This is a genomic window from Streptomyces sp. NPDC048255, from assembly GCF_040652415.1.
Taxonomy (GTDB): domain Bacteria; phylum Actinomycetota; class Actinomycetes; order Streptomycetales; family Streptomycetaceae; genus Streptomyces.
Map to the genome: position 1 here is coordinate 136957 of NZ_JBEZMA010000003.1, position 26091 is coordinate 163047.

A 26091-nucleotide genomic window follows, 5' to 3' on the forward strand; every position below is an offset into this window, starting at 1 on the left:
GTGGGGTCTGGCTCATTCGTACGAGCGGGGGACGTCTCGGGACGAGGAGGCTCTGTGCAGCTCAGGGGCAGGAAGCGGACGACGGCCGCGGCCGTTGCCGTGATCGGGTCGCTGCTGGGCGGGGCCGTCGCGGCCGCGCCGCCCGGGGCCCTCGCGGCGCCGTCCGTCCCGGCCGGCCCGGCGCCGGACCAGGCTCCCGCCACCGCCGCCGGACCGCTGCTCGATCCCGGCGCGGACACCCCGCGCAGCGCAGCCGAGGGCCCGGCCGTCTGGCCCCGCCCGCAGTCGATGACCGCCGATCCGGCGCGCGAAGTTCCTTTGGGCTCCGAGGCCGTGCTGGTGGCGCCGTCCGACGCCGATCCGTACGCCGTCCAGGTGGTGCGCGACGCCCTGCGCGGGGCGGGCGTACGGACCCTGCACGAGCGGGCTCCCGGGGATCCGCTGCCCGGCCGGGGCGCCGTCGTACGGCTCCAGGGCCCGGGCGCCGAGGAGGCGTTGCGGGCGCTGGGCGCGGCCGCGGCGGGCGATCTGCCGGGCGGGGGCTACCGGCTGGCCGTGGGACGGGCCGGCGGCCGGGACACGGTCGCGCTGGCCGGCGCGGGCGGGGACGGGCTGTTCCACGCGGCGCACACGCTGCGTCAGCTGCTGGCCGCGGGCGGGGCGAAGGTGCCCGGGGTGCTGGTGCGGGACTGGCCGACGGCGCCCGTACGGGGGATCACCGAGGGCTTCTTCGGGGAGCCGTGGAGCCAGGAGCAGCGCTTGGCGCAGCTGGACTTCATGGGCCGCACCAAGCAGAACCGGCTGCTGCTCGCGCCCGGCGACGACCCGTACCGGACCACGGAGTGGCGCCAGGACTACCCCGTCGAGGCGCAGGCGGAGTTCCGCGCGCTGGCGGAACGGGCCCGCGCCAACCGGGTCGTGCTGGCCTGGGCGGTCACCCCCGGCCAGTCGATGTGCCTGTCCTCGGCGGACGACCGGGCGGCGCTGGCGCGCAAGCTGGACGCGATGTGGGAGCTGGGCTTCCGGGCGTTCCAGGTGCAGTTCCCGGACGTCAGCTACTCGGAGTGGGGCTGCGGGGCGGACCGGGAGCGGTACGGGAAGGGCCCCGCGGCGGCCGCGAGGGCACACGCGGAGGTCGCGGGCGGACTCGCGGCGCACCTGGCCGCCCGGCAGCCGGGCGCGGCCCCGCTGTCGCTGCTGCCGACCGAGTACTTCCAGGAGGGCGCCACGGCCTACCGGACGGCCCTGGCGGGCGCGCTGGACGGGCGGGTGGAGGTCGCCTGGACGGGCGTGGGCGTGGTCCCGCGCACGATCACCGGGAAGGAACTGGCCGGGGCGCGCTCGGCGCTGGGCCATCCGCTGGTCACCATGGACAACTACCCGGTCAACGACTGGGACCCCGGCCGGGTCTTCCTGGGCCCGTACACGGGCCGCGACCCGGTGGTCGCGGGCGGCTCGGCGGCGCTGCTGGCCAACGCGATGCCGCAGGGCACCCTGTCGCGCATCCCGCTGTTCACGGCGGCGGACTACGCCTGGAACCCCCGCGGCTACCGGCCCGGCGAGTCCTGGGCCGCGGCGGTGCGCGAGCTGGCGGGCCCGGACCCCCGGGCCCGGGAGGCGGTGGCGGCGCTGGCCGGGAACTCCGCCTCCTCCGGCCTGAAGCAGGAGGAGTCGGCCTACCTCAAGCCGCTGGTCGAGCAGTTCTGGCGGGCCCGCGCCGCGGGCGACCCGAACGCCGGGGCCGAGCTCCGCGGGGCGTTGACCGTGCTGCGCGAGGCCCCGGCGCGCCTGCCGGCCCTGTCGGACGAGGCCGGGCCCTGGCTGGAGCGGCTCTCGCGCTACGGAACGGCCGGCGTGCTGGCGCTGGACGTGCTCCAGGCCCAGGCCCGCGGCGACGGCACGGCGGCCTGGGCGTCGGCGCGGGAACTGGCCGCCGCCCGCGGGAAGCTGGCGGAGCCGGGCACCGCGCGGGTGGACCGGGCCGTCCTGGACCCCTTCCTCAAGCAGGCCGCGGCCGAGGCCGACGCCTGGACGGGGGCCACCCGCACGACGGGCACGGTGACCAGGGAGCCGCAGTCCTGGACGGTACGGCTGGACTCCGCGCGCCCGGTGGCGGCGGTGACGGTGATGACGGACCCGCTCCCGGCCGGGGCGGCGGGGGCGGCGGTGGAGGCCCACGTGCCCGGCGAGGGCTGGCGCGGCCTCGGCGCGGCCGCGGCGTCCGGCTGGACCCAGGTGGACACGGCCGGGCTGCGCGCGGACGCCGTCCGGCTGTCCTGGCCGGGGGCCGCCCCGGTGGTCCACCAGGTGGTGCCGTGGCTCGGGGACGGCCCGCAGACGCGCTTCGAGCTGGCGGACGGGGCCCTGGCCGACGCCGAGATCGGCGGCGCCCCCCGGCGGCTGTCCGCGGAACTGTCCGCCCTGGGACCCGGCGAGGTCCGCGGTCCGCTGTCGGCCCGGCCGCCCGCGGGCATCGAGGTCCGCCTGCCGCAGAGCGCGGTGGCGCCGCGCGGGGCGAACGTATCGATCCCGGTGGAGGTGTCGGTCGCCGCGACGACGGCGCCGGGCAGCTACCAGGTACCGGTGACCTTCAACGGGGAATCGCGCACGCTGACGGTGCGGGCGGTGGTCCGTACGGGCGGCCCGGACCTGCTGCGGACCGCGCGGGCCTCCTCCTCGGCGGACGAGACCCCGGACTTCCCGGCCTCGGCGGCCGTGGACGGCTCCCCGGCCACCCGCTGGTCCTCGCCGCCCGCGGACGGCATGTGGTGGCGGGCGGAACTGGCCGCTCCGGCCCGGATCGGCCTGCTGAACCTGCACTGGCAGGACGCGTACCCCTCGGCGTACCGCGTCGAGACCTCCGCCGACGGGGTGACCTGGCGGGTGGCGGCGACCGTCGCGGCCGCCCGGGGCGGCCGCGAGTCGCTCCGGCTGGACGCGCCCGGCACGCGGTTCGTCAGGGTGACGTCCGAGCGCCGCGCGACGCAGTACGGCATCTCGCTCTGGTCGGCGGAGGCCTACGCGGTCACGCCGTAGCCACATCCAGCCCCGCCGGCGTGTGAGGCGCGGGGTCCGGGGCGGAGCCCCGGAAGGCCGGGCCTCAGGCCGGGGAACGGGCGCAACCGGCGCCGAGCCCCCCGGCCCGCACCGGGTCAGGACGCCGACGCGACTCCGATGCGCTCCAGCGCGTCCTCGGCCCCGTACGGCTGGAGGTACGGCATCCACCGGGGGTCCCGGTGGCCCGTGCCGATGATGCGCCAGGCCAGGCCCGAGGGCGGGGCCGGCTGGTGGCGCAGCCGCCAGCCCAGTTCCAGCAGGTGCCGGTCGGCCTTGACGTGGTTGCAGCGGCGGCACGCGGCGACGACGTTGTCCCACGCGTGCTGGCCACCCCGGCTGCGCGGGATGACGTGGTCGACGCTGGTGGCGACGCCGCCGCAGTACATGCAGCGGCCGCCGTCCCGGGCGAACAGAGCGCGCCGGGTGAGAGGAACGGGCCCCCGGTAGGGGACCCGAACAAAGCGCTTGAGCCGGACCACGCTGGGAGCGGGGACGGCTCTCGTCGCGCTGTGCAGATAGGCGCCGGATTCCTCCAGGGAGATCGCTTTGTTCTCCAGGACGAGGACGAGCGCGCGGCGGAGCGGTACGACGCCGAGCGGCTCGTACGACGCATTGAGGACCAGGACGTGCGGCACGGACTGCCTCCTTGTACGCCGGCGGCGCGTGGCTCGCGCCGGGACGATCTGCTCTCCAGTCTCTCCTTACGGCTGGTCGAAGCGCCACCACGCGCCCGTAACGGGTCCGAGGTGTTTTCGACCACACCCGCCGCACGGGAGCCGAAGGCATCCCCAGGTGGGCGCGGCCCTCCCGCGAACACCGCACAACGGTGGCGGGATTGCCCCGTTAGTGTGGTTGGCCTGCCCGCACATCCGCCCCCGCACTCCGTCCGGGGGACCCCGGCGGGCAGACCGCTACACCTGGAGGTTTCCCGCGTGTCCTGGCCTGCCGCCCAGCTGCCCCTCGCAGCCGACAACCCGGACGTGTCCACCACGATCAAGGACACCCACCAGAGCGTCACCAACGCCGCGAGCTTCATCGAGGAGAACTGGGCCGCCTGGCTGGCCGTCGGCCTGCGCATCCTGCTGATCGTCGTGATCGCGGCGGCGCTGCGCTCGGTGGTCCGCAAGGCGCTGACCAAGCTGATAAACCGGATGAACACCAGCGCCGAGGCGGTCGAGGGCACCGCGCTCGGCGGGCTGCTGGTCAATGCCGAGCGGCGCCGCCAGCGCTCGGAGGCGATCGGTTCGGTCCTGCGTTCGGTGGCTTCCTTCCTCATCCTCGGTACGGCCGCGCTGATGGTCCTGGCCGCGCTGAAGATCGACCTGGCTCCGCTGCTGGCGAGCGCCGGTGTGGCCGGTGTGGCCATCGGTTTCGGCGCGCGGAACCTGGTGACGGACTTCCTGTCCGGCGTGTTCATGATCATGGAGGACCAGTACGGCGTCGGGGACAAGATCGACGCGGGGGTGGCCTCCGGCGAGGTCATCGAGGTCGGCCTGCGGGTGACCAAGCTGCGCGGGGACAACGGCGAGATCTGGTACGTGCGCAACGGCGAGATCAAGCGGATCGGGAACCTCAGCCAGGGCTGGGCGACGGCGGGCGTGGACGTCCAGGTCAAGCCGTCGGAGAGCCTGCCCCGGATCCGCGAGGTGGTGCAGTCGGTCGCCGACGCGCTGGCCAAGGAGTCCCCGTGGGACGAGCGCCTGTGGGGCCCGGTGGAGGTACTGGGCCTGGACGAGGTGCTGCTCGCGTCGATGACGGTGAAGGTGTCCGCCAAGACGATGCCGGGCCAGCAGTTCGCGGTGGAGCGCGAGCTGCGCTGGCGCATCAAGGAGGCCTTCGACGCGGCGGGCATCCAGATCATCGGCGGTCTGCCCGCCGGGGACGAGGAGGAGGCCCCGGCGGACCCCTCGGCCGCCGTCGCCGCGCCCTCGGCGATGGCGAACCCGGCCTCCCCGCAGTCCCTTGCCACCGCCCCGATCCCGCCGCCGGCCGCGCCCGGCGCCCCTCGGATCACCAAGTAGCCCCCTCGGCCCTCACCGGTCCCACTCCACTGCCCCCGCAGGTTTTTCTGCGGGGGCAGTGCCATTGACATGCCAGGAAGGCTGATAGGAAACTTACTTAACAGTTGCTGAAGAGCAGCCGTCGCGACGAGGGAGAAGCACCGCATGCCCGGCACCCCGCCCGCCCCCGGCACGCCCAGCCTGCTGCGCGTCATGAACGACCGCGCCGCCCTGGACCTGCTGCTGGAGCACGGCCCCTTGTCCCGGACGACCATCGGCCGGCTCACCGGGCTCAGCAAGCCCACCGCCTCCCAGCTGCTGGCCCGCCTGGAATCCGCCGGCCTCGTCGTGGCCACCGGGACCGACCAGGGCCGCCCCGGCCCCAGCGCCCAGCTGTACGCGCTCAACGCCCGTGCGGCCCACGTCGGCGGGCTCGACGTCACCCCGCAGGGGATCACCGCCGCCGTCGCCGACGTCACGGGCGAGGTGGTCGGCCGCTTCGAGCTCCCCTCGACGGCGGGCACCCCGGCCGTCGACCAGGTCACCGAGGCCCTCGCCGGAGCCGTCAAGGCCGCCGGACTGCACCACGGCGACCTGCACCGCCTCGTCATCGCCACCCCGGGCGCCTTCGACCCGCAGACCGGCCAGCTGCGCTACGCCGGCCACCTCCCCGGCTGGCACTCCCCCACCCTCCTCGACGAGCTGGCCGCGGCCCTGCCGGTGCCGGTCGAGTACGAGAACGACGTCAACCTCGCCGCCGTCGCCGAGCAGCGGCTCGGCGCGGCCCGCGGCCACCAGGACTTCGTCCTGCTGTGGAACGAGGACGGCCTCGGCGCCGCCCTGGTGCTCGGCGGCCGGCTGCACCGCGGCTGGACCGGCGGCGCGGGCGAGGTGGGCTTCCTGCCCGTGCCCGGCCATCCCCTGGTCCGCCAGGTCGCCCGCGCCAACACCGGCGGCTACCAGGAACTGGCCGGCGTACAGGTGTTGCCGCGGCTCGCCGCCGAACTGGGCATCGAGGCCGGACCGGAGCCCGCCGCCCCCGGCGCCCCGGACGGGACGCGGGTCGGGCACGGCCCGCAGGTCGCCGCCGCCGTCGCACTGCTGGAGCGGGCCGCCGCCACGCCCGAGGGACCGTACCTGCGCTTCCTGGAGTCGTACGCCACCGTGCTCGCCACCGGTCTCGCCTCGCTCGTCGCCGTACTGGATCCCGAGATCGTGGTCCTGTCCGGGGCCGCCATCACCGCCGGCGGCGACCCGCTGCGCACCCTGCTGGAGGCCGAGATCGGCGAACTGGCCCCCTCCCGGCCCCGGCTGGTCACCGGTGAGGTGCGCGAACGGCCGGTGCTGCGGGGCGCGCTGGAGAGCGCCCTGGCCGCCACCCGCGACGAGGTGTTCGACACCTCGCGCTGACCGCCGGCCGCTGACCCGCTGCCCCTTTCCCCGCCCCCTCCTCCACCCCGCACTGGCACCCGTACCCGCACCCGCACCACCTCCCGCGAGCGCTCGTCCGCACCTCCTCCGCACCCCTCCTGTCCAGGAAGTCCCCCGCGCAGAGAGTGACACCGCCATGCCCAGAACCCGCCGCCTCACCTCCGCCGCCGGCGCCCTCGCCGCGATATCCCTGCTCGCCACCGCGTGTACGGGCCAGAGCGGCGGGGCCGCCGCCGACGACCCGGGCAAGGAGGTCACCCTCAACTTCTGGCACGGCTGGTCCGCGCCGAGCGAGGCGAAGGCGATCGAGGAGAACATCGCCCGGTTCGAGAAGGCGCACCCGAACATCAAGGTCCAGGTCACGGGCAACATGACCGACGACAAGGTCAACCAGGCGCTGCGGGCGGGCGGGGACAAGGCCCCCGACGTGGTCTCCTCCTTCACCACCGACAGCGTCGGGAAGTTCTGCAACTCCCGCGCCTTCGCCGACCTGAACCCCTTCCTCCAGAAGTCCGGGATCGACAAGGCGAAGGTCTTCCCCAAGACCCTGCTGGAGTACACCCAGTTCAAGGGCAACCAGTGCACCCTGCCGCTGCTGAACGACGCGTACGGCCTCGTCTACAACAAGACCGCCTTCGCGGCCGCCGGCATCACCGAGCCCCCCAGGACCTGGAGCCAGTTCACCGAGGTCGCGCAGAAGCTGACCAAGCCCAAGGGGGACTCGTACGAACAGGTCGGCCTGATGCCCACCTTCCACGGCTACGAGACCACCCCGATGCGGCTGGCCGCGCAGTGGGGGCCGACGTACTTCGACGCCGACGGCAGGTCCAACCTGGCCAAGGACCCGGCCTTCGCGAAGATGCTGACCGCGCAGAAGGACCTGGTGGCCGAGCTCGGCGGCTACGAGAAGCTGGAGCGCTTCCGCAGCACCTTCGGTGACGAGTGGAGCGCCGAGCACCCCTTCCACACCGGCCAGGTCGCCATGCAGATCGACGGCGAGTGGCGGGCCCCGATGGCCAAGGAGGCCGGGGTGAAGTTCGAGATCGGCACCGCGCCGCTGCCCGTCCCGGACGACCAGGCCGCCGACTACGGCAAGGGCTACCTCTCCGGCACGATCATGGGCATCGCCTCCGGCAGCAAGAAGCAGAACGCCGCCTGGGAGCTGGTCAAGTACATGACCACCGACACCGAGGCCGTGGTGGCCTTCGCCAACTCCATCCACAACGTGCCGTCCACGCTTGCGGCCCTGGAGTCCCCGAACCTCCAGGTGAGCCCGGAGTTCAAGACCTTCCTCGACATCGCCCGGCACCCCAAGTCCAGCACCACCCCGGCCCAGGCCGACGGCGGCACCTACCAGCTGACCTTCACCGACCTCGCGTACACGGTCGAGAAGGGCGACGTCGCCGACATCCCGGCCGCCCTCGCCAAGGCCGACCAGCAGATCGACACGGACATCGCGAAGGCGAACTAGCCGCGATGACCCGCACGCACACGAGGACCAGCCCCGGCCTGCGCACGAGGCACCGGCGCTCCGCCCTGCGGACCGCGGCCTTCATGTCCCCCTGGCTGATCGGGTTCGCGGTCTTCTTCGCCTACCCGCTGCTGTCCACCGCCTACTTCTCCCTCACCAAGTACGACGGCTTCCGCCGGCCCGTCTTCAACGGCCTGGAAAACTGGAATTACGTCTTCTCGGACTATCCGCTCTTCTGGCCCGCGATGCGCAACACCCTGTGGCTGGTCGTGGTGATGGTCAGCTGCCGGGTCGTCTTCGGCCTCGGCATCGGCCTGCTCATCACGAAGATCAAGACGGGTGCGGGGGTGTTCCGGACCCTGTTCTACCTGCCCTACCTGGCCCCGCCGGTCGCCGCGACCCTGGCCTTCGTCTTCCTCCTCAACCCCGGCACCGGTCCCGTCAACACCCTGCTGGACGCGGTGGGGCTGCCCACCCCCGGCTGGTTCACCGACGCCGACTGGTCCAAGCCCGCGCTGACCGCCCTCGCCGTGTGGGGGGTGGGCGACCTGATGGTCATCTTCATGGCCGCGCTGCTCGACGTACCGAAGGAGCAGTACGAGGCAGCCGAGCTGGACGGGGCCGGGGCCTGGGCGCGGTTCCGGCACATCACCCTGCCGAACATCTCGCCGATCATCCTGTTCGCGGTGGTCACCGGCGTCATCCAGGCCATGCAGTACTACACGCAGCCGCTGGTGGCCGGGAAGGTGGCGGGCGGAGTGATCGGCGGCTCGGGGCAGCAGTTCGAGCCGGGCTACCCCGACAAGTCCACCCTGACCCTGCCGCAGCTCGTCCACAACCTCGGATTCCAGCGCTTCGACTACGGCACCGCCTGTGTCGTCGCGCTGGTCCTCTTCGCCCTCTCCATGGCCTTCACCGCACTCCTGATGCGGCGCCGTGGCGGTCTGATCGGAGCAGGCGAATGAGCACCCTTACCCGCGGCCGCAGCCGCAGCCGCAGCCGCAAGGCGGTCCTGCACTGGATCGGCGTGCACGCGCTCGGCGTGGCCGCCGCCCTCTTCTTCGTCCTCCCCTTCGTCTTCCTCCTCCTCACCTCCCTGATGGGCGACCGGCAGGCACTGACCCGGGACCTGTGGCCGGACACCTGGGAGTGGGACAACTACGCCACCGTGTGGAACACCCCGGGATTCCTGACCTGGTGGCGCAACACCCTGCTGTACGCCGGGCTCGGCACCGTCCTGACCGTGGTCTCCTCGCTGCCCGTGGCCTACGCGCTCGCCAAGTTCCGCTTCCGCGGGCGCCGGCTGTCGCTGCTGCTCGTCATCGCCATGATGATGCTGCCGCCCCAGGTCGTGGTCATCCCCATGTACCTCTTCTGGGCCAAGCAGCTCGACCTGTCGGGCACCCTGTGGCCGCTGATCATCCCCATGGCCTTCGGCGACGCCTTCTCCATCTTCCTGCTCCGCCAGTTCCTGCTGACCATCCCCGACGAGTACCTGGACGCGGCCCGCGTCGACGGCTGCGGCGAGGTCCGCACCCTGCTGCGCGTGGTCCTGCCGATGGCCAGGCCCGGGATCGCCGCCGTCGCCCTGTTCCAGTTCTTCTGCGCCTGGAACGACTACTTCGGACCCCAGATCTACGCCTCCGACAACCCGGCCGCCTGGACCCTCAGTTACGGACTGGAGTCCTTCAAGGGTGCGCACCACACCAACTGGAACCTGACCATGGCCGCGACCGCGCTCGTCATGGCGCCGGTGATCGTCCTCTTCTTCTTCGCCCAGAAGGCCTTCGTCGAGGGCGTCACGCTGACCGGAGTGAAAGGCTAGTGACCATGAAACTCGCAGTGGTGGGCGGCGGTTCCACCTACACCCCCGAGCTGATCGACGGCTTCGCACGGCTGCGCGACACCCTCCCGATCGGCGAACTGGTGCTCATCGACCCCGCCGCCGACCGGCTGGAGCTGATCGGCGCACTCGCCCGGCGGATCTTCGCCCGGCAGGGGCACCCGGGCCTGATCACCACCACTCCGGACCTCGACGCCGGGGTCGAGGGCGCCGACGCCGTACTGATCCAGCTGCGCGTCGGCGGACAGGCCGCGCGGCTCCAGGACGAGACCTGGCCGCTGGAGTGCGGCTGCGTCGGGCAGGAGACCACGGGCGCGGGCGGGCTCGCCAAGGCGCTGCGCACCGTGCCGGTGGTCCTCGACATCGCCGAGCGGGTCCGCCGGGCCAGCCCGCGGGCCTGGATCATCGACTTCACCAACCCGGTCGGGATCGTCACCCGGGCCCTGCTCCAGGCCGGGCACAAGGCGGTCGGCCTGTGCAACGTGGCCATCGGCTTCCAGCGCAAGTTCGCGGCCCTGCTGGACCTCGCGCCCGGCGACATCCACCTGGACCACGTGGGGCTCAACCACCTCACCTGGGAGCTGGGCGTGCGCCGGGGCGGCCCGGACGGCGAGGACCTGCTGCCGCGGCTGCTGTCCGCGCACGGGGACACGATCGCCGGGGACCTGCACCTGCCGAGAGCGGTACTGGACCGCCTCGGCGTCGTCCCCTCCTACTACCTGCGCTACTTCTACGCGCACGACGAGGTGGTGCGCGAGCTCGAGTCGAAGCCCTCGCGGGCCGCCGAGGTCGCCGCGATGGAGAAGGAACTGCTCGCCCTGTACGGGGATCCCGCGCTGGACGAGAAGCCCGCGCTGCTGGCGAAGCGCGGCGGGGCCTTCTACTCGGAGGCGGCCGTGGACCTGGCCGCGGCGCTGCTGGGCGACGGCGGCTCCGCCGTGCAGGTGGTCAACACGTACAACAACGGCACCCTGCCGTTCCTCCCCGACGACGCGGTCATCGAGGTGCAGGCGCGGGTCGGCGGCGGCTCCGGGCCGGTGCCGCTGGCGGCGCCCCGGCTGGACCCGCTGTACGCCGGGCTGGTCTCGCACGTGACGGCGTACGAGGACCTCGCCCTGGACGCGGCGCTGCGGGGCGGCCGCGACCGGGTCTTCAAGGCCCTGCTCGCGCACCCGCTGGTCGGGCAGTCCGCCCTCGCCGAGGGGCTGACGGACCGGCTGCTCGCGCACAACAAGGAGCACCTGGCATGGGCGTGAGCCGGCCCGTCACCCCGGCCGTCCTCGCCGTGGACGCGGGCAACAGCAAGACGGACGTGGCGCTGATCGCGGCGGACGGCAGCGTGCTGGGCACCGGCCGGGCCGGGGGGTTCCAGCCGCCGCTGACCGGCATCGAGCCGGCCCTGGACGTGGTCGGGCGGGCCGTCGCCGAGGCCGTGGAGGCCGCGGGCCTGCCCGGGCCGCGGCCCGGGTCCCCGTACGCCGGCCGGGTCTCGGCCTGTCTGGCCAACGCCGACCTGCCGGTGGAGGAGCAGCGGCTCGCGGACGCGATCCGCGCGCGCGGCTGGGGCGCGGCCACCGAGGTCCGCAACGACACCTTCGCGATCCTGCGGGCCGGGGTGAACGAGCCCCGCGGGGTGGCCGTGGTGTGCGGGGCGGGCATCAACTGCGTGGGGATGCTGCCCGACGGGCGCACGGCCCGCTTCCCGGCGCTCGGGAAGGTCTCCGGCGACTGGGGCGGCGGGAGCGGCCTGGCGGCGGAGGCGCTGTGGTGGGCGGCGCGGGCCGAGGACGGGCGCGGCGGTCCGACGGAGCTGGCGGCCGCGCTGCCGGGGCACTTCGGGCTGGCTTCCATGTACGGGCTGATCGAGGCGCTGCACCTGGGTGCGCTGGAGCGGCGGCGGACCCACGAGCTGGTGCCGGTGCTGTTCGCGGTGGCCGCGGCGGGCGATCCGGTGGCGGCGGCGATCGTGGCACGGCAGGCGGACGAGGTGGTGGCCCTGGCGGCGGTGGCGCTGGCGCGCCTGGACCTGCTGGGTGAGGAGGCGCCCGTACTGCTGGGCGGGAGCGTGCTCACCGCCCGGCATCCGCGGCTCAACGGGCGGATCGAGGAGCTGCTGGCCGAACGGGCGCCGTACGCCCGGGTGGAGGTGGTCTCCGCGCCGCCGGTGCTCGGCGCGGGGCTGCTGGGCCTGGACGCCCTCGGCTCCCCGCCGGCGGCGCACGGAAAACTGCGTGCCCATTTCGGGTGAACCCGCCCCTCGGGGCGGCGTGTCTGGAACCGTGGCGGGCGCAGGGGCGTATTGACGGTGAAGGGGTGACGGGGGCGCCCGTGGGGGTGGATCGCCCGTGTTCGGGCACCGGGTGCTGTGGTCGACCGTCAATGCGGCCATACTGCTGCGGAGCATGAGACCGAGGGGGAGGTCACGGTGGCGATCACATCACGCGCGCCCGCGCCCGGCAGCAGCGTTCCCGTGCCGCCCGCCGGGCCGCCGGGTCCGCCGCCCGACGGGCTGCCCGGACGGGGCACCGCCTGGTCCGAGGGCGTGCAACAGCTGCGCGAGGCGGCGACGACCGAGCCCGGCCGGCTGCGGATCATCGGGGCCGTACTGGCCGCCCTGGTCGTGCTGTTCGGGTCGGTGACCGTCTGGGAGATCTCCGGCCGGGCCACGGCCGCCGACGACGTCGTGGGCCGCAGCCAGCCGCTGAGCGCGGACGCGGCGAGCATCTACCGCTCCCTCGCGGACGCCGACACCGCCTCCTCCAGCGGGTTCCTGGCCGGCGCCCAGGAGACGCGCGAGGTCCGCCAGCGGTACGAGGCCGATATCGCCAACGCCTCCAAACTGCTGGTGAACGCGGCCGCCAACACCAGGGCCGATGAGGACTCCCGCAAGCAGATCGCCCTGCTGAGCGAGCAGTTGCCCCGCTACACCGGCCTGATCGAGCAGGCCCGCGCCACCAACCGGCAAGGCCTGCCGCTGGGCGGGGCCTATCTCCGGTACGCCAACGAGCAGATGACCACGCAACTGCTGCCCGCCGCGCAGCGGCTGTACGAGGCGGAGACCGGCCGGCTCTACACCGACTACGACGACGCCCGGTCCTGGCCGCTGGCCTCGATCGGCACGGGCCTGCTCGCGCTGGCCGCCCTGGGCTGGGCGCAGCGGCGCAACTACCTCCGTACGAACCGGGTCTTCAACCACGGGCTGGTGGCGGCGACGGCCGCGTCGGTGGTGGTGCTGCTGTGGCTGGCCGTGGGGCACACGGTCGCGCGGTCGGGCCTGAGTGAAGCCCGCTCCGACGGGCAGGAGTCCCTGAAGGTGCTCAACGACGCGCGGATCGCCTCCCTCCAGGCGCGGGCCGGGGAGAACCTGACGCTGGTCGCGCGGGGCGCCGTACTGACGGAGGACACCAAGTCCGACAAGTACGACACGGACTTCACGAACAACCTGGAGCAGTTGGAGACCGGGCTGGCGACGGCCCTGCGGCTGGCGGACGACGCGGCCGGCAGGACACCGGTGACGCAGGCGGTGGACGGCGTGAAGCAGTGGAAGCAGCGGCACGCGGCGGCCCGGGAGTCCGACCTGAAGGGGGACTACGAGGCCGCACTGACCCAGGTCATCGGGGACGAGCAGCACAAGGAGAGCAGCGGGGCCGCCTTCGACACGGTCGACGCCTCCCTGGAGCGGGCGGTGGCCCACGAACAGCGGGAGTTCACCCGGGCGGCCCGGGGCGGACTGGGTGCGCTGGGCGGTCTGGTGACGGGTGCGGCGGCCCTGGCGGTCGTCGGCGCGGCGGCGGCGCTGCTCGGCATCGGGCGCAGGCTTTCGGAGTACAGGTGACAGCGATGCGGAAACGAGTGAGGGTCTCCGAGGGCTACGAGGGCTACGCGGGCCGCGCGGGGCAGGGCGGCCACGGCTCCGGCTCCGGCCGTCCCGGCGGCCCGGACGTGCCCGCGGGCGGACCTGCCGGGGGCGGGGCGGGCGAGGCGGCCGGACCTGCCGGGGCGGCTGTCGCGGCGGGCACCGTCGGCGGGCTGCGGCGGCTCAGGGGCCGGCTGCGCGGCTGGGGCGGGGTCAGTGCGATGGCCGCCGCCTGCGCGGTGACGGCCGCGGCCGTGCTGCTGCCGCTGGCCCAGGCCGCGCCGGAGTCCGGCCGTGCGGGGGCCGGCCACCAGCCCCTCTCGCAGGCCGTGGCCCCGGCCGCGCCGGCGGACACCTGCCAGGACCCGGAGGCCAGCCTGCGTCCGTCCGATGTCGACGGCGCGACCATCGCCCGGATCAAGGCGGCGGGCAAGCTGGTCGCGGGCGTGGACCAGAACAGCTTCCGCTGGGGCTACCGCAACCAGTCCGCCGAGGGCCGCCTCGACGGCTTCGACATCGATCTGGTCAAGGCCATAGCCAAGGACATCCTGGGCGACGAGAACGCGGTGATCTACCGGGCCATCCCCACCAGCCAGCGCGTCCCGGCGCTCCAGGAGGGCCGGGTGGACATCGTCGTGCGCACCATGACGATCAACTGCAAGCGGCTGGAGGACGTGGCCTTCTCCACGGCGTACTTCGAGGCCGGGCAGCAGGTGCTCGTGCCCAAGATGTCACCGATCACCGGGTACGACGGCTCGCTGAAGGACCGCCGGATCTGCACCGCGGCCGGCTCCACGGCGGAGGCGGCGCTCAGGTCGCAGTCCTACGGTGCGGTGTCGGTCAGCGTGCCCAACCAGCTGGACTGCCTGGTCCGGCTCCAGCTGGGCGAGGTGGACGGCATCATCACGGACAACGCGCTCGCCGCCGGCCAGGCCGCCCAGGACCCCTCGGTGCGGCTGGTGGGCTCCCCGTTCACCCAGGAGTTCTACGGGGTGGCGATGAACAAGGACGCGGGCGACCTGGTCCGCCGGGTCAACAAGGTCCTGGAGAACTACCGCGCGGGCGGCCCTGAGAGCCCGTGGATGAAGGCGTACCGCAAGCACCTGGAGCCCGTGCTGCCCGGCGTGACCGCGCCGCCCGCGCCCAAGTACCGGGAGGGCTGAGCCCGGTGGCGGAAGGGGACGCGGCCGCGGGACCGGGTGCGGGGCCGGGACCTGGTACGGGCACGGGACCTGGTACGGGTGCGAGATCGGGAGCGGGATCGGGCGGGGTGACGCGAGCGGAGGCCCATTCTTTGGAGGCGTGGTCGGCAGTGATGGACCGGGACGACGTCGACCGCGCGCTGGCGCGGCTCGGCGCGGAGCACGAGGCGGTCGAGACCTCGCTGCTCGCCCTCCAGGACCACGCCGGGCGCCGGCTGCTGGAGGGAGCCGCCCTGACCGGGGTCACGAAGGAGCGCTGGGCGGCCGCCGACGCGGCCGTCACCCGGCTGTGGACGTACTTCGACGCCTACAGCGGGGCGCTGACCGCTGCCCGCAAGATCCGGGAGCGGCGCCGCTGGCCGAACCGCGAGGACCTGGTCGAGCTGACCGAGCGGCTGCGCGGGCCCGGAGTGCTCATCGCCGGGGCGGGCGTGGAGGGCGCGGCCCTCGCGGAGCGGCTCTCGCTCGCCGAGCTGGTGGCCAGGATGAACGAGCTGTACGCGGGCTCGCTGGACGTGGTGGTCGCCGCCGACGCGGTGTGGACGGCGCTGCCCGCCCGGATCGACCTGCTCGCCGCCGAACTGCACCGCACCCGCAATCTGGCCCACTCGGTGGGGGTGCGCCCGGGCGAGCACCCCTCGGGCGACGACCTGGAGGCCATCACGGCCGAGCTGACCGAGCTTCGGGCGCGGGTGATCGAGGACCCGCTGGCGTTCTGGCTGCCGGTGGCCGGGAGTTCGGCTCCCGGCGGCGGCCGTCCGGACACCGGGCGCTACGACCGGGCCGCGCTCGCGCTGGAGGACGTACGCCGGGAGGTCGAGGCGGTGCTGACCGTTCGGCAGGACGCCGAGCAGCGGCTGATCAGCCTGCGGGACGTGCTCTCGCGGGCCGACCGGACCCTGGCGGAGGCGCGGACGGCGCGCGTCGAGGTCCTGGCGAAGATCGCGGCGTCGGAGGTGCCGGCCGTGAGCGGTCCGCCGACGGTCCTCCAGGAACAGCTCGCGGCGGCGGCCGAGCACCGGCGCCACGCGCGGTGGCACCGGCTCTCGCCGCTGCTGGACTCCTTGGAGGAGCGGGCGGAGGAGGAACTGCGCAGGGCCCGTGAATCGTTGACAGCGGTGACGGCGCCGCTGGCGGTACGGGCCGAACTGCGCGGGCGGCTGGACGCGTACAAGGCGAAGGTGGCCCGGCACGGAATGGCGGAGGACCCGCTGCTGATCGAGCGGTACGACACGGCCCGTCGGATGCTGTGGAGCGCGCCCTGTGACCTGCGCGTCGCCGAGCAGGCCGTCCTGCGCTACCAGCAGGCGGCGGCAGAGGCGTTGCAGGGCACGGGGACTCCCGGAAAGGAGGGCGCATGAGCCTGATCGGAACGGCGTGCGTTCGCCCCGGCTGCCCGGGGGCGTACGAGGACATGGGCGGCGGCGAGCTGTACTGCGACACCTGCGGGCTGGCGCCGATCGGCTCGGTCGCGGCCGGTGCCGAGGAGCTGGTGTCCCCGCCGACGGGGATGACCAGCGCGGCGCGGGGGGCCCTGGGCTCCGGCGGGTCCCGCGGCTCGATGGGCTCGCAGGGTTCGCACGGGTCCGCACGTTCCTCGGCCTCGGCGCGGGCGTCTCGGTCGTCGCGGTCCTCGTCCTCCCGGCGTTCGGTGTCGGGGCGGCTGTCGCGCTCGCTGTCGGGGGCCGCGTCCACCCGGTCGGTGTCGGTGCGCAGTTCGGGCTCGGGGGCCGCGGCCTCGGGGCGCAGCCGGCTGGGCGCCGGGCTGGTCAACGTGCCGGAGGTGCCGCGGCCCGATCCGTCGGCGGGGGTGCTGGAGAACCCGGAGGTGCCCGAGCGCAAGCGGTTCTGCTCGCGCTCGGACTGCGGGGCTCCGGTGGGCCGGGCCCGCGGGGAGCGGCCGGGCCGCACGGAGGGCTTCTGCACCAAGTGCGGCCACCCGTACTCCTTCGTGCCCAAGCTGCGCGCGGGTGACGTGGTGCACGGCCAGTACGAGGTGGCCGGCTGCCTGGCGCACGGCGGCCTCGGCTGGGTGTACCTGGCGGTGGACCGGGCGGTCTCCGACCGGTGGGTGGTGCTCAAGGGCCTGCTGGACACCGGCGACCAGGACGCGATGGAGGCCGCGATATCGGAGCGGCGCTTCCTCGCGGAGATCGAGCACTCCAACATCGTGCGGATCTACAACTTCGTGGAGCACCTGGACCAGCGGACGGGTTCGCTGGACGGGTACATCGTCATGGAGTACGTGGGCGGCAAATCGCTGAAGGAGATCGCGAACGAGCGGCGCCGGCCCGACGGCCGCCGCGATCCGCTGCCGGTGGAGCAGGCCTGCGCGTACGGCATCGAGGCGCTGGAGGCGCTGGGCCACCTGCACAGCAGGAACCTCCTGTACTGCGACTTCAAGGTCGACAACGCGATCCAGCAGCAGGACCAGCTGAAGCTGATCGACATGGGTGCGGTGCGGCGCATGGACGACGAGGAGTCGGCCATCTACGGCACGGTGGGCTATCAGGCCCCCGAGGTCGCGGAGCTGGGCCCGTCGGTCGCCTCCGACCTGTACACGGTGGCGCGGACGCTGGCCGTGCTGACCTTCGACTTCCAGGGCTACACCAACGTCTTCGTGGATTCGCTGCCGGACCCGGAGCACATCGAGGTGTTCGGGCGGTACGAGTCCTTCTACCGGCTGCTCGTCCGGGCGACGGACCCGGACCCGGGGCGGCGTTTCGCGTCCGCGCAGGAGATGGCGGACCAGCTGACGGGCGTGCTGCGGGAGGTGGTCGCGCTGCAGACGGGCCGCCCGCGGCCGCAGCTGTCGACGCTCTTCGGGCCGGAGCTCCGGGTTCCGGACACCCGGCTGTTCGCCGAGGGCGAGGGCGCCGAGGGCGCGTTGGTCTCCCGGCTCGGCTACCGGAGCGGTACGGCGGGCTCCGCCCGGCGGGGCGGCCTGTTCGGTGCCCTGGGCCGCGGCGGCTCCGCCCGGGCCGGCGCGGGTCCGGTGCAGGTGCCCGGCGGGGCGGCCGTTGCGGCGCCGGTACAGGTACCGGTACCCGGCGCAGGTTCGGTGCCCGACGCGGGCGCCGCGAGCGGTGCGGGTGCGGTGCCCGGTCCCGACGGCGCGGGCGGTGCGCCCGGGGCGCGGGCCTGGCCGTCGGCTCCGGCGGGCGGGGAGGGTGCGTGGGCGCACCCCCCGGCAGGCGGCACCCCGCCGAGCGGCACGCCAGGGCCGCTCGGCACCACCGCCACGCATGTGGCGGGTGCGCCCGTGCCCGGGCCCCGGCCGGCGCCGCCCGTGCCCCAGGGTCCCTCGGCCGCAGCCAGGGGCGCCGCCCCCGTACCGCTGCTTCCGCCGCCCTCCGCGAGAGCGAGATCGCTCGACGCGCGCGACACCGCACTGGCCCTGCCCGTGCCGCTGGTGGACGCGGGCGACCCCAACGCCGGTTTCCTGACCGGCCTGCTGTCCTCCGCTCCGGCCGACCTGCTCGGCGCGCTGGGCGCGGCGCCCGCCGACTCGGCGGAACTGCGGCTGCGGGAGCTGCGGGCCCGGCTGGAGCTGGGCGAACTGCCCGAGGCCGGGGCCACCCTGGCGGCGCTGGAGGCCCGGCATCCGGACGACTGGCGGGTGGTGTGGGCCCGCGGGATCGCCTCGCTGGCCACCGGGGAGAACGAGATCGCGGCCCTGTCCTTCGACGCGATCTACGACGCCTTCCCGGGCGAGCCCGCGCCGAAGCTGGCCCTCGCGCTGTGCGCGGAGGTGCTGGGCCAGCTGGACAACGCCGCCGAGTACTACCGGCTGGTCTGGATCACCGACCCGGGATTCGTGAGCGCGGCCTTCGGGCTGGCCCGGGTCCAACTGGCCGCCGGTGACCGGGCCGCGGCCGTGCGCACGCTGGAGTCCGTACCGGAGGCGTCGATCCACTACACCGCCGCACGGGTGGCCTCCGTACGCGCACGTCTGCGCGACCGGTCTCCGCACGAAGCGCTGCTGCCCGATCTGGCCGCCGCCTCCGACCAGGTGGAGGCACTGCGGCGGTTCGGGCTGGACCCGGAGCGGCAGGAACGGCTGGCGGCGGAAGTTCTGGGCTCGGCCCTGGACTGGGTACTGTCGGGTAGCCGGGGTTCCGACTCCGGCCGGACCACGCTGCTCGGCAGTCAACTGGACGAGCGGGGCCTGCGCTTCGGCCTGGAGCGCTCGTACCGCCTTCTCGCACGGCTGGCACAGCGGGGCGAGGAGAGGATCGAACTGGTGGAGCGGGCAAACCGTTTCCGTCCCCGGACGTGGGTGTGATTGATGTCGATGCATCGGCTGTCGGGCTGCCCCAGCTGCGCGGAACCCCTCGAAGAGGGGGACCGTTTCTGCGGTGTCTGCGGCTACGCGGTCTCCGCCGCCCCTCCGGCTCGCCCGGCCGCCTCCGCGGGCCGTCCCGCGGCCGCGACCGCGCCGGAACCCGCGCCGGGGCCCGCCCCCGGGTGGGGCAGCGTCACCGGCGCGGCCCCGACGCTGGTCGGTGACGCGGGCGGCTGGTCCGCGAGCCCGGAGGAGCAGAGCGCGGCCGCGGCCGCGACGCCTCCGCAGGGCGGCGCGCCCTGGCCCGTGGCCGAAGCCCCGTACGGCGCCGGGCCGCAGGGCGCGGCGGACGGGCCCGAGGCGCGGTACGACCTGCGGGCCTCCGCCGGTACGCCGCCGGAGGGCACCCCGTGGGGATCGCCCGAGGAGCCGTACGCGGCGGGGCCCGGGACCCCGCACGGCGAGGCCCCGCACGGCGAGGCCCCGCACGGCGCCGGCGACGGCGCTCCCCAGCCGGGCGCGGACCAGCCCGGCGCGGCGCAGCCCGGCGCGGACCAGCCCGGCGCCGAGGCGGCCGCCGCGGAGCCGCAGGGTGCCGCCGAGGGCGGCAAGACCTGTGTGGCCTGCCGGTCCGGTCGGGTCGACACCGACGGGTACTGCGAGCACTGCGGGCACGCCCAGCCCCGGGAGCGGGACCACGTCGAGGAGGCGCTCGGCAGCGTCGCCGCCGTCAGCGACCGGGGGCTGCGCCACCACCGCAACGAGGACTCCTTCGCCGTGGCCGCCACCGCCCTGCCCGACGGCAGCGCCGCCACCGTGGCCATCGTCTGCGACGGCGTCTCGTCCGCGAGCCGCCCCGACGAGGCCTCTGCCGCCGCGGCCGGCGCCGCCAACGAGGCGCTGCTCGACGCGCTCCCCCGCGGCGCCCACCCCCAGGAGGCCATGCACGAGGCGATCCTGGCGGCCGCCGCCGCCGTGAACGCCCTGGCCCCGGAGACCCCGGGCGCGCAGAACGCCCCCGCCTGCACCCTGGTCGGCGCCGTCGTCAGCGGCGGCCTGCTGACCATCGGCTGGGTGGGCGACAGCCGCGCCTACTGGGTCCCCGACGACCGGGCCGCGCTGCCGCGCCGCCTCACCGAGGACGACTCCTGGGCCGCGCAGATGGTCGCCGCCGGTCTGATGGGCGAGGCCGAGGCCTACGCGGACGTCCGCGCGCACGCGATCACGGGCTGGCTGGGGGCGGACGCGTACGACCTCGAACCGCACACGGCCACCTTCAAGCCGGACCACCCCGGTGTGGTCGTGGTCTGCACCGACGGCCTGTGGAACTACGCCGAGTCCGCCCGGGAGATGGCCCAGGTGCTCCCCGCGGACGCCGCCACCCGGCCCCTGCACAGCGCGCAGGTCCTTGTGGGACACGCCCTCGACGGCGGCGGCCACGACAACGTCACCGTGGCCGTCGTGCCGTTCGCCGCGCTCCCGGAGCCGGGCCCGGCCCCGCAGCCGGAAGCGGTAGCGGAGCCCGGGCCGGCCTCGGAACCGGAGCCGCGCCCCCAGGCCTGACCCGCCTGCCCGGTGCCCGGTCGCTGCCCGAGCCGTAGGAGGTGCCGTGCCGATCAGGCCGGGCCCGGGCGGTGCCCGGCACCGCGCCCCGCCGCGTCCCCGCCCCGTCCCCCGCCGGTCGCCGGTGCTCCGCGTCGGCTCCCTGCCCGGCCTCGTGATCCACGGCACCAGACACCGCTCGCGTCCAGCCCGATCGACCAGAGACCCCAAGGAGCCCAACCGATGGCGAACTTCGCCAAGCCGAGCGCCCCGCGCTTCAGCGTGGAGGTGTACCAGAACGAGTTCCTCCCCGAGGGCGGGCGGGACGTCCACGCGATCGTCACGGTCACCTCCACCGGTGGCGCCACCGCCACCCGGGCGGTGGCGGCCCAGGGCCCGGCAGCCGTCGTGATCATGGTCGACTGCTCCGGGTCCATGGAGTACCCGCCGGACAAGATGCGCGGCGCCCGCGAGGCCACGGCCGCGGCCGTCGACACCCTGCGCGACGGCACCTCCTTCGCCGTGATCGCCGGTACGCACGTGGCCAAGGAGGTGTACCCGGGCCAGGGCCGCCTCGCCGTCGCCGACCCCGTCACCCGGGCCCAGGCCAAGGAGGCCCTGCGCGGCCTCAGCTCCGGCGGCGGCACCGCCATCGGGACCTGGCTGCGCCTCACCGACGGCCTGCTGCGCCAGTCCCCCGCCGCCATCCGGCACGGCATCCTGCTCACCGACGGCCGCAACGAGCACGAGGACCCGGCCGTGCTCCGCGCCACCCTCGACGCCTGCGCCGGGCGCTTCACCTGCGACGCCCGCGGGGTGGGCACCGACTGGGAGGTCAAGGAGGTGACGGGCATCGCGGACGCGCTGCTCGGCTCCGCCAACATCGTGGCCGACCCGGCGCACCTGGCCGAGGACTTCACGCGCATGATGGAGAACGTCATGGGCAAGGAGGTCGCGGACGTCGCGCTGCGCCTGTGGACCCCGGTCGGCGTGGAGATCCAGTACGTCAAGCAGGTCGCGCCCACGGTCCAGGACCTGACCGCCCGCCGCGTCGAGGCGGGGCCGCGCGCGGGCGACTACCCGACGGGGTCGTGGGGCGACGAGTCCCGCGAGTACCACGTGTGCGTCCGCGTCCCGAACGCGGCCGTCGGCCAGGAGATGCTCGCCGCCCGCGCCACCCTCGTCCTGCCGGGGCCGGCGGGCGAGCCGCCGACGCCCCTCGCCCAGGGCCTGGTGCGCGCGGTGTGGACGAACGATCTGGCCGCCTCCACCGCCATCAACCCGCACGTCGCCCACTACACCGGGCAGGCGGAGCTCGCGCAGGCTATCCAACAGGGGCTGGAAGCCCGCAAACTGGGTGATGTGGACGGCGCCACCGCCAAACTGGGGCGCGCCGTGCAGCTGGCGAGCGCCTCCGGGAACTCCGACACAGCGAAACTGCTCGCGAAGGTGGTGGATGTCGTCGACGCGGTGAACGGTACTGTGCGGCTGAAAGCGAAGGTCGCCGATGCCGACGAGATGACTCTTGAAACGCGTTCGACGCAGACCGTCCGAGTGAAGAAGACCTGAGAAGACCTGACGCCATGACGCAGGGAGAAGAAGGGGGAAGCGCCGCCATGCCGACCTGCCCGAACGGGCACCAGTCCGCGTCCGACGACTGGTGCGAGGTGTGCGGCCACCGCATGGCCGCGTCCGAGGGCACCCCCGCGGCGCCCTCGTACGGCTACGGCTATCCCCCCGTCCCCGGTGACGCCACCGCCCAGGCCGAACTCTGCCCGCAGTGCCGGACCCCGCGCGAGGCCATGGCCCCGTTCTGCGAGGAGTGCCGGTACAACTTCCTGACGCGTACGCCGACCCCGTACGCCCAGGCCGCCCCCGAGGCGGGCCCTCAGGGATCCGGCGCCACGCCTCCCCCGCCCCCTCCGCCGCCCGTGCCGGCTCCGGGGGGGTACTCCCAGGACCACTTCGAGTACCAGGGCTCGCGGCCGTCCCGGGTCAACCGGCCGGCCGAGCCGCTCCAGCGCGAGGACGACTGGCTGCTGCCGCCGCCCTCGCAGCAGCCTCAGCAGGCGCCGCCGCAGTCGCAGCAGCCTCAGCAGGCGGAGTACCAGCAGGCTCCGCAGCCCCAGTACCAGCAGCAGCCCCCGCCGCAGCAGGAGTACCAGCAGCCGGAGTACCAGCAGCAGTACCAGCCCTTCCCGCCCCAGGGCGGGAGCTGGACCGCGACGATCGGCCCGGACCGCTCGTACTTCATGGCGATGATGCAGCGCAGCGGCCCCGAGGCGGCAGGCCTCAACCTGCCCGCGTACTCCCCGGAGCAGCACCTTCCGCTCTCCGGCGGCCAGATCACCATCGGCCGCCGCCGCGCCTCCACGGGCGAGTCCCCGGACATCGACCTGTCGGTGCCCCCGGAGGACCCGGGCGTCTCCCACCAGCACGCGGTCCTGGTCCAGCAGCCGGATATGAGCTGGGCGGTGGTGGACCAGAACTCCACCAACGGCACCACCATCAACGGCGGCGAGGAGCCGATCCAGCCCTACGTCCCGGTCCCCCTCGCCGACGGCGACCGCGTCCACGTCGGCGCCTGGACCACGATCACCGTCCGCCGCGGCTGACTCACCCTTCCCCCAGGGGCCACACGTAGGGCCCCTGGGGATCGTCCAGCCAGGACCACTGGCCCTCGGCGCTGACCGTGACCCCGAAGCGCTCGCGCGCCGGGCGGTCCTCGCGCCGCCAGAGGTCCAGGGCCTCGCGGGGGTGCAGCACCCCGGCGGTCAGCACGAGCATGAACTGGAAGCGCTCGTTCTCCACCAGCTCGTACGGGATCGCGTGCATCGCCCAGGACTCCGCGAGCGGCGCCCCGGCGTTGGCCCCGCGCAGCGGGACGAAGTACGCCGAGGTGTGCAGGAAGCGGCCCTCCGCGAAGTCCGGGTCCCGGACCGTGAGCGCGATCAGCCCGGTCGACAGCGGGGCCAGGATCCGCGCCCCGGGACGGCACTGGCCGAGCCAGGCCCGCGGGATCAGCGGCAGCGTGCAGGTCACCATGATCCGGTCGAAGGGGGCCCGCGAGGGGCAGCCGCGCGCGCCGTCGCCGGTGACCACGGCCGGGTGGAAGCCGGCCTGGGCCAGGTGGGCCCGCGCCGACTCGGTGATCTCCTCCTCCAGGTCCACGGTGGTGACCAGGTCGTCGCCGAGCCGGTGGCAGAGCAGAGCGGCGTTGTAGCCGGTGCCCGCGCCGATCTCCAGTACGTTGTCGCCGTCGCGCACGTCGAGGGCCGTCAGCATCTTCGCCATCAGCGACGGCTGGCTGCTGGAGGAGAGCAGCTCCCCGTCGCGCAGCCGCGTCGCGAGGGGGGTGTCGGTGTAGACCCCGCGCAGCCAGCGGGCCCGCTGCTCGGGGTCGGGGTCCTCGGCCCAGAGCCGTTCGTGGCCGGCGCCGCGGCCGGTCCAGAAGTAGGGGACGAAGACGTGCCGGGGCACGGCCGCGAAGGCGGCCCGCCAGGCGGGGTCTTCCAGGACCCCGGCGGCCGTCAGTTCCCGCACCTGGGCGGCGTGCGCGGTCTCGCGCAGGTCCCGGACCTCGATGCGTGGGGTGTGAGCGCCCATGTCTCCACTGTCCTGCGGGCGGCCCCCGCGGGCTACCGCGCACCGCCGCGGACCGGTCCTAGGACCTGGGTACTCCGTCCGGGTGTCTGAGACGATGGTCGGGTGAATGAGATTCCGCGGGGCACACTTCAGGAGCAGACCTTCTACGAGCAGGTCGGCGGCGAGGAGACCTTCCGCCGCCTCGTCCGGCGCTTCTACCAGGGGGTCGCGGAAGACCCGCTGCTGCGCCCGATGTACCCGGAGGAGGACCTCGGTCCGGCCGAGGAGCGGTTCACGCTGTTCCTGATCCAGTACTGGGGCGGGCCCACCACCTACAGCGAGCACCGCGGGCACCCGCGGCTGCGGATGCGGCACGCCCCGTTCCAGGTGGACGCGGCGGCGCACGACGCCTGGCTGAAGCACATGCGGGTGGCCGTGGACGAGCTGGGCCTGGCGCCGGAGCACGAGGCGCAGCTGTGGAAGTACCTGACGTACGCGGCCGCGTCGATGATCAACACAACGGGCTAGCCGACGCGTCGCCGGGCTCGGACCGGGCGGAGTCGGACCGGGGCGGGATCAGACCGGGCGGGGTCGGACCAGCCGGACTCGGACCGGGCGGGATCAGACCGGGCGGACCTGGAAGGCGCCCAGGCCGCTGGTGCTGCCGGGGCTGCGGGTGGCGATGGAACCGTACGGGGTCCGCAGGCGCAGCCAGGTCCCCGCGGCGAGCAGCGCGACGGGGGCGGGGGCGCCGCTGCCGGCCGCTCCGGCGTGGACGGCGGACCGGATCGGCCGCAGGAAGCCCAGGGACTGCGCGGCGTGCACGGCGCGCAGCGGGAGTTCGGTGTCGCCCAGCGTCCGGGACCAGATCTCGCGGCCGATGCGGTCGCGCTCGGAGCGGGTCCGGTGCTGCGCGGGCAGGGCCTCGTCGCGGGCCCGGAACTCGGCCACGGCCTCCGCCACGGCCGTCCGCATCTCCTCCGGGCCGGGCAGCCCGGGCAGCTGCCGCCAGCCGCCGCGGGGCGGGAGCAGCCCGGCCCAGGGCGGTCCGGTGACCGGCCCGGGTACGACCGCTCCGGCCGCGGCCTCGTCGACGGACTCCAGCAGTTCGCCCGCGGAGACGGTCACGTCCAGCGGCGTGCCGACGGGCACGGCGAGCCGCACCGTACGGATGGCCAGCACCTCGAAGGACGGCGGCCGCCCGAAGACCGCGAGCGCGCCGCCGCCCTGCCCCACGGCGTCCGGCAGGGCAGGTGCCGCCTGCAGGCGGACCGCGGCGGCCCGGTCGTAGTGCACCAGCCGGCCCAGGAAGGCCGCGAGGTCCGCGGCCTCCCCCGAGTCGGCGAAATGCAGCGCTCCGGTCATGCCGCGAGGCGCCCTTCGCGGGCCTTGGGCTGGTCGAGGTACTCCTCCAGGAAGAGCCTCTCCTCGGCCGTGATGCGGCGGGGCCGCCCCTCGGCGAGGTTGTACGGGACGACCACGGTCTCGGCACGCACGTAGACCGTCTCGGGCGCGTCCTCGGTCGCCTCGTCCTTGACCTCGTAGCGGATGGTCAGGGAGGCGGCGCCTATCCGGGTCACCCAGGACTCGATGAGGACCGGCTCGTGCCGGTGGACGAGGGGCAGCTTGTAGTCGATCTCGTGGCGGGCCACGACGGAGCCGCCGGTGAAGGACTCGCTGCCCTCCCCCGGCGCGAGGCGGAACATGAAGTCGATCCGCGCCTCCTCCAGATAGCGGAGGAAGACGACGTTGTTGACGTGCCCGAAGGCGTCCATGTCCGCCCAGCGCAGGGGGCACCGGTAGTGGTGTCTGGCCATTT

General features: G+C 74.5%; 20 protein-coding genes. 16 read left to right on the plus strand and 4 right to left on the minus strand.

Annotated features, from left to right (window positions below):
* The first annotated feature begins 54 nt into the window (after positions 1-54).
* On the plus strand, positions 55-3036 hold the full coding sequence (locus tag AB0D94_RS04530) for a beta-N-acetylglucosaminidase domain-containing protein (protein WP_362045342.1): 2982 nt from the start codon (positions 55-57) through the stop codon (positions 3034-3036).
* A gap of 116 nt (positions 3037-3152) precedes the next feature.
* On the opposite strand, the gene AB0D94_RS04535 is transcribed toward AB0D94_RS04530, so the two are convergent.
* A complete protein-coding gene (locus AB0D94_RS04535; protein ID WP_266936650.1) occupies positions 3153-3692 on the minus strand; it encodes an HNH endonuclease in 540 nt (179 codons plus the stop codon).
* A 345-nt stretch (positions 3693-4037) separates the two neighbouring features.
* Here AB0D94_RS04535 and AB0D94_RS04540 point away from each other — a divergent pair, with 345 nt between their 5' ends.
* From AB0D94_RS04540 to AB0D94_RS04605, 14 genes are all read left to right on the plus strand, one after another.
* Positions 4038-5078: a mechanosensitive ion channel family protein gene (locus AB0D94_RS04540; RefSeq protein ID WP_362045779.1), complete on the plus strand. Its 1041-nt coding sequence runs from the start codon at positions 4038-4040 to the stop codon at positions 5076-5078.
* A 144-nt stretch (positions 5079-5222) separates the two neighbouring features.
* Entirely contained in the window at positions 5223-6467 is a 1245-nt protein-coding gene (locus AB0D94_RS04545) for an ROK family transcriptional regulator (RefSeq protein WP_362045347.1), read from the plus strand.
* Between the two features lie 157 nt (positions 6468-6624).
* Positions 6625-7959 (plus strand): ABC transporter substrate-binding protein, encoded by a 1335-nt coding sequence (locus AB0D94_RS04550; RefSeq protein ID WP_362045350.1) that lies wholly within the window; start codon positions 6625-6627, stop codon positions 7957-7959.
* A 5-nt stretch (positions 7960-7964) separates the two neighbouring features.
* The gene (locus AB0D94_RS04555; RefSeq protein WP_362045353.1) at positions 7965-8924 is read left to right on the plus strand and encodes a sugar ABC transporter permease; all 960 of its coding nucleotides are present in this window, start codon (positions 7965-7967) and stop codon (positions 8922-8924) included.
* Positions 8921-9784, plus strand: a complete 864-nt coding sequence (locus tag AB0D94_RS04560) for a carbohydrate ABC transporter permease (protein WP_362045356.1) — start codon at positions 8921-8923, stop codon at positions 9782-9784. Before AB0D94_RS04555 ends, AB0D94_RS04560 begins: the two co-directional genes overlap by 4 nt.
* Before the next feature lie 5 nt (positions 9785-9789).
* Positions 9790-11058 carry a 6-phospho-beta-glucosidase gene (locus AB0D94_RS04565; RefSeq protein WP_362045359.1) on the plus strand — a complete coding sequence of 423 codons (1269 nt, stop codon included), beginning with the start codon at positions 9790-9792 and terminating at the stop codon, positions 11056-11058.
* Positions 11049-12050 carry a BadF/BadG/BcrA/BcrD ATPase family protein gene (locus tag AB0D94_RS04570; protein WP_362045362.1) on the plus strand — a complete coding sequence of 334 codons (1002 nt, stop codon included), beginning with the start codon at positions 11049-11051 and terminating at the stop codon, positions 12048-12050. The genes AB0D94_RS04565 and AB0D94_RS04570 overlap by 10 nt, the downstream gene beginning before the upstream one ends.
* Before the next feature lie 294 nt (positions 12051-12344).
* Positions 12345-13637: a hypothetical protein gene (locus AB0D94_RS04575; protein WP_362045782.1), complete on the plus strand. Its 1293-nt coding sequence runs from the start codon at positions 12345-12347 to the stop codon at positions 13635-13637.
* 242 nt (positions 13638-13879) lie between these two features.
* Positions 13880-14821: a glutamate ABC transporter substrate-binding protein gene (locus tag AB0D94_RS04580; protein WP_362045785.1), complete on the plus strand. Its 942-nt coding sequence runs from the start codon at positions 13880-13882 to the stop codon at positions 14819-14821.
* Positions 14822-14973: 152 nt separating this feature from the next.
* Entirely contained in the window at positions 14974-16221 is a 1248-nt protein-coding gene (locus AB0D94_RS04585; protein WP_362045365.1) for a hypothetical protein, read from the plus strand.
* Complete coding sequence (locus tag AB0D94_RS04590) at positions 16218-19145, plus strand: tetratricopeptide repeat protein (RefSeq protein ID WP_362045368.1); 2928 nt, start codon at positions 16218-16220, stop codon at positions 19143-19145. Before AB0D94_RS04585 ends, AB0D94_RS04590 begins: the two co-directional genes overlap by 4 nt.
* A 3-nt stretch (positions 19146-19148) precedes the next feature.
* Positions 19149-20708: a protein phosphatase 2C domain-containing protein gene (locus AB0D94_RS04595; protein WP_362045371.1), complete on the plus strand. Its 1560-nt coding sequence runs from the start codon at positions 19149-19151 to the stop codon at positions 20706-20708.
* Between the two features lie 222 nt (positions 20709-20930).
* Positions 20931-22256, plus strand: a complete 1326-nt coding sequence (locus tag AB0D94_RS04600; RefSeq protein ID WP_362045374.1) for a VWA domain-containing protein — start codon at positions 20931-20933, stop codon at positions 22254-22256.
* Between the two features lie 47 nt (positions 22257-22303).
* On the plus strand, positions 22304-23302 hold the full coding sequence (locus AB0D94_RS04605) for an FHA domain-containing protein (protein WP_362045788.1): 999 nt from the start codon (positions 22304-22306) through the stop codon (positions 23300-23302).
* A gap of 1 nt (position 23303) precedes the next feature.
* On the opposite strand, the gene AB0D94_RS04610 is transcribed toward AB0D94_RS04605, so the two are convergent.
* Positions 23304-24293, minus strand: a complete 990-nt coding sequence (locus AB0D94_RS04610; protein WP_362045377.1) for a methyltransferase domain-containing protein — start codon at positions 24291-24293, stop codon at positions 23304-23306.
* A 102-nt stretch (positions 24294-24395) separates the two neighbouring features.
* Here AB0D94_RS04610 and AB0D94_RS04615 point away from each other — a divergent pair, with 102 nt between their 5' ends.
* Positions 24396-24800: a globin gene (locus tag AB0D94_RS04615; protein WP_362045380.1), complete on the plus strand. Its 405-nt coding sequence runs from the start codon at positions 24396-24398 to the stop codon at positions 24798-24800.
* 93 nt (positions 24801-24893) lie between these two features.
* Here AB0D94_RS04615 and AB0D94_RS04620 read toward each other — a convergent pair whose 3' ends face one another.
* A complete protein-coding gene (locus tag AB0D94_RS04620; RefSeq protein ID WP_362045383.1) occupies positions 24894-25637 on the minus strand; it encodes a hypothetical protein in 744 nt (247 codons plus the stop codon).
* Positions 25634-26089 carry a thioesterase family protein gene (locus AB0D94_RS04625; protein ID WP_362045386.1) on the minus strand — a complete coding sequence of 152 codons (456 nt, stop codon included), beginning with the start codon at positions 26087-26089 and terminating at the stop codon, positions 25634-25636. The genes AB0D94_RS04620 and AB0D94_RS04625 overlap by 4 nt, the downstream gene beginning before the upstream one ends.
* Between the last annotated feature and the right edge of the window lie 2 nt (positions 26090-26091).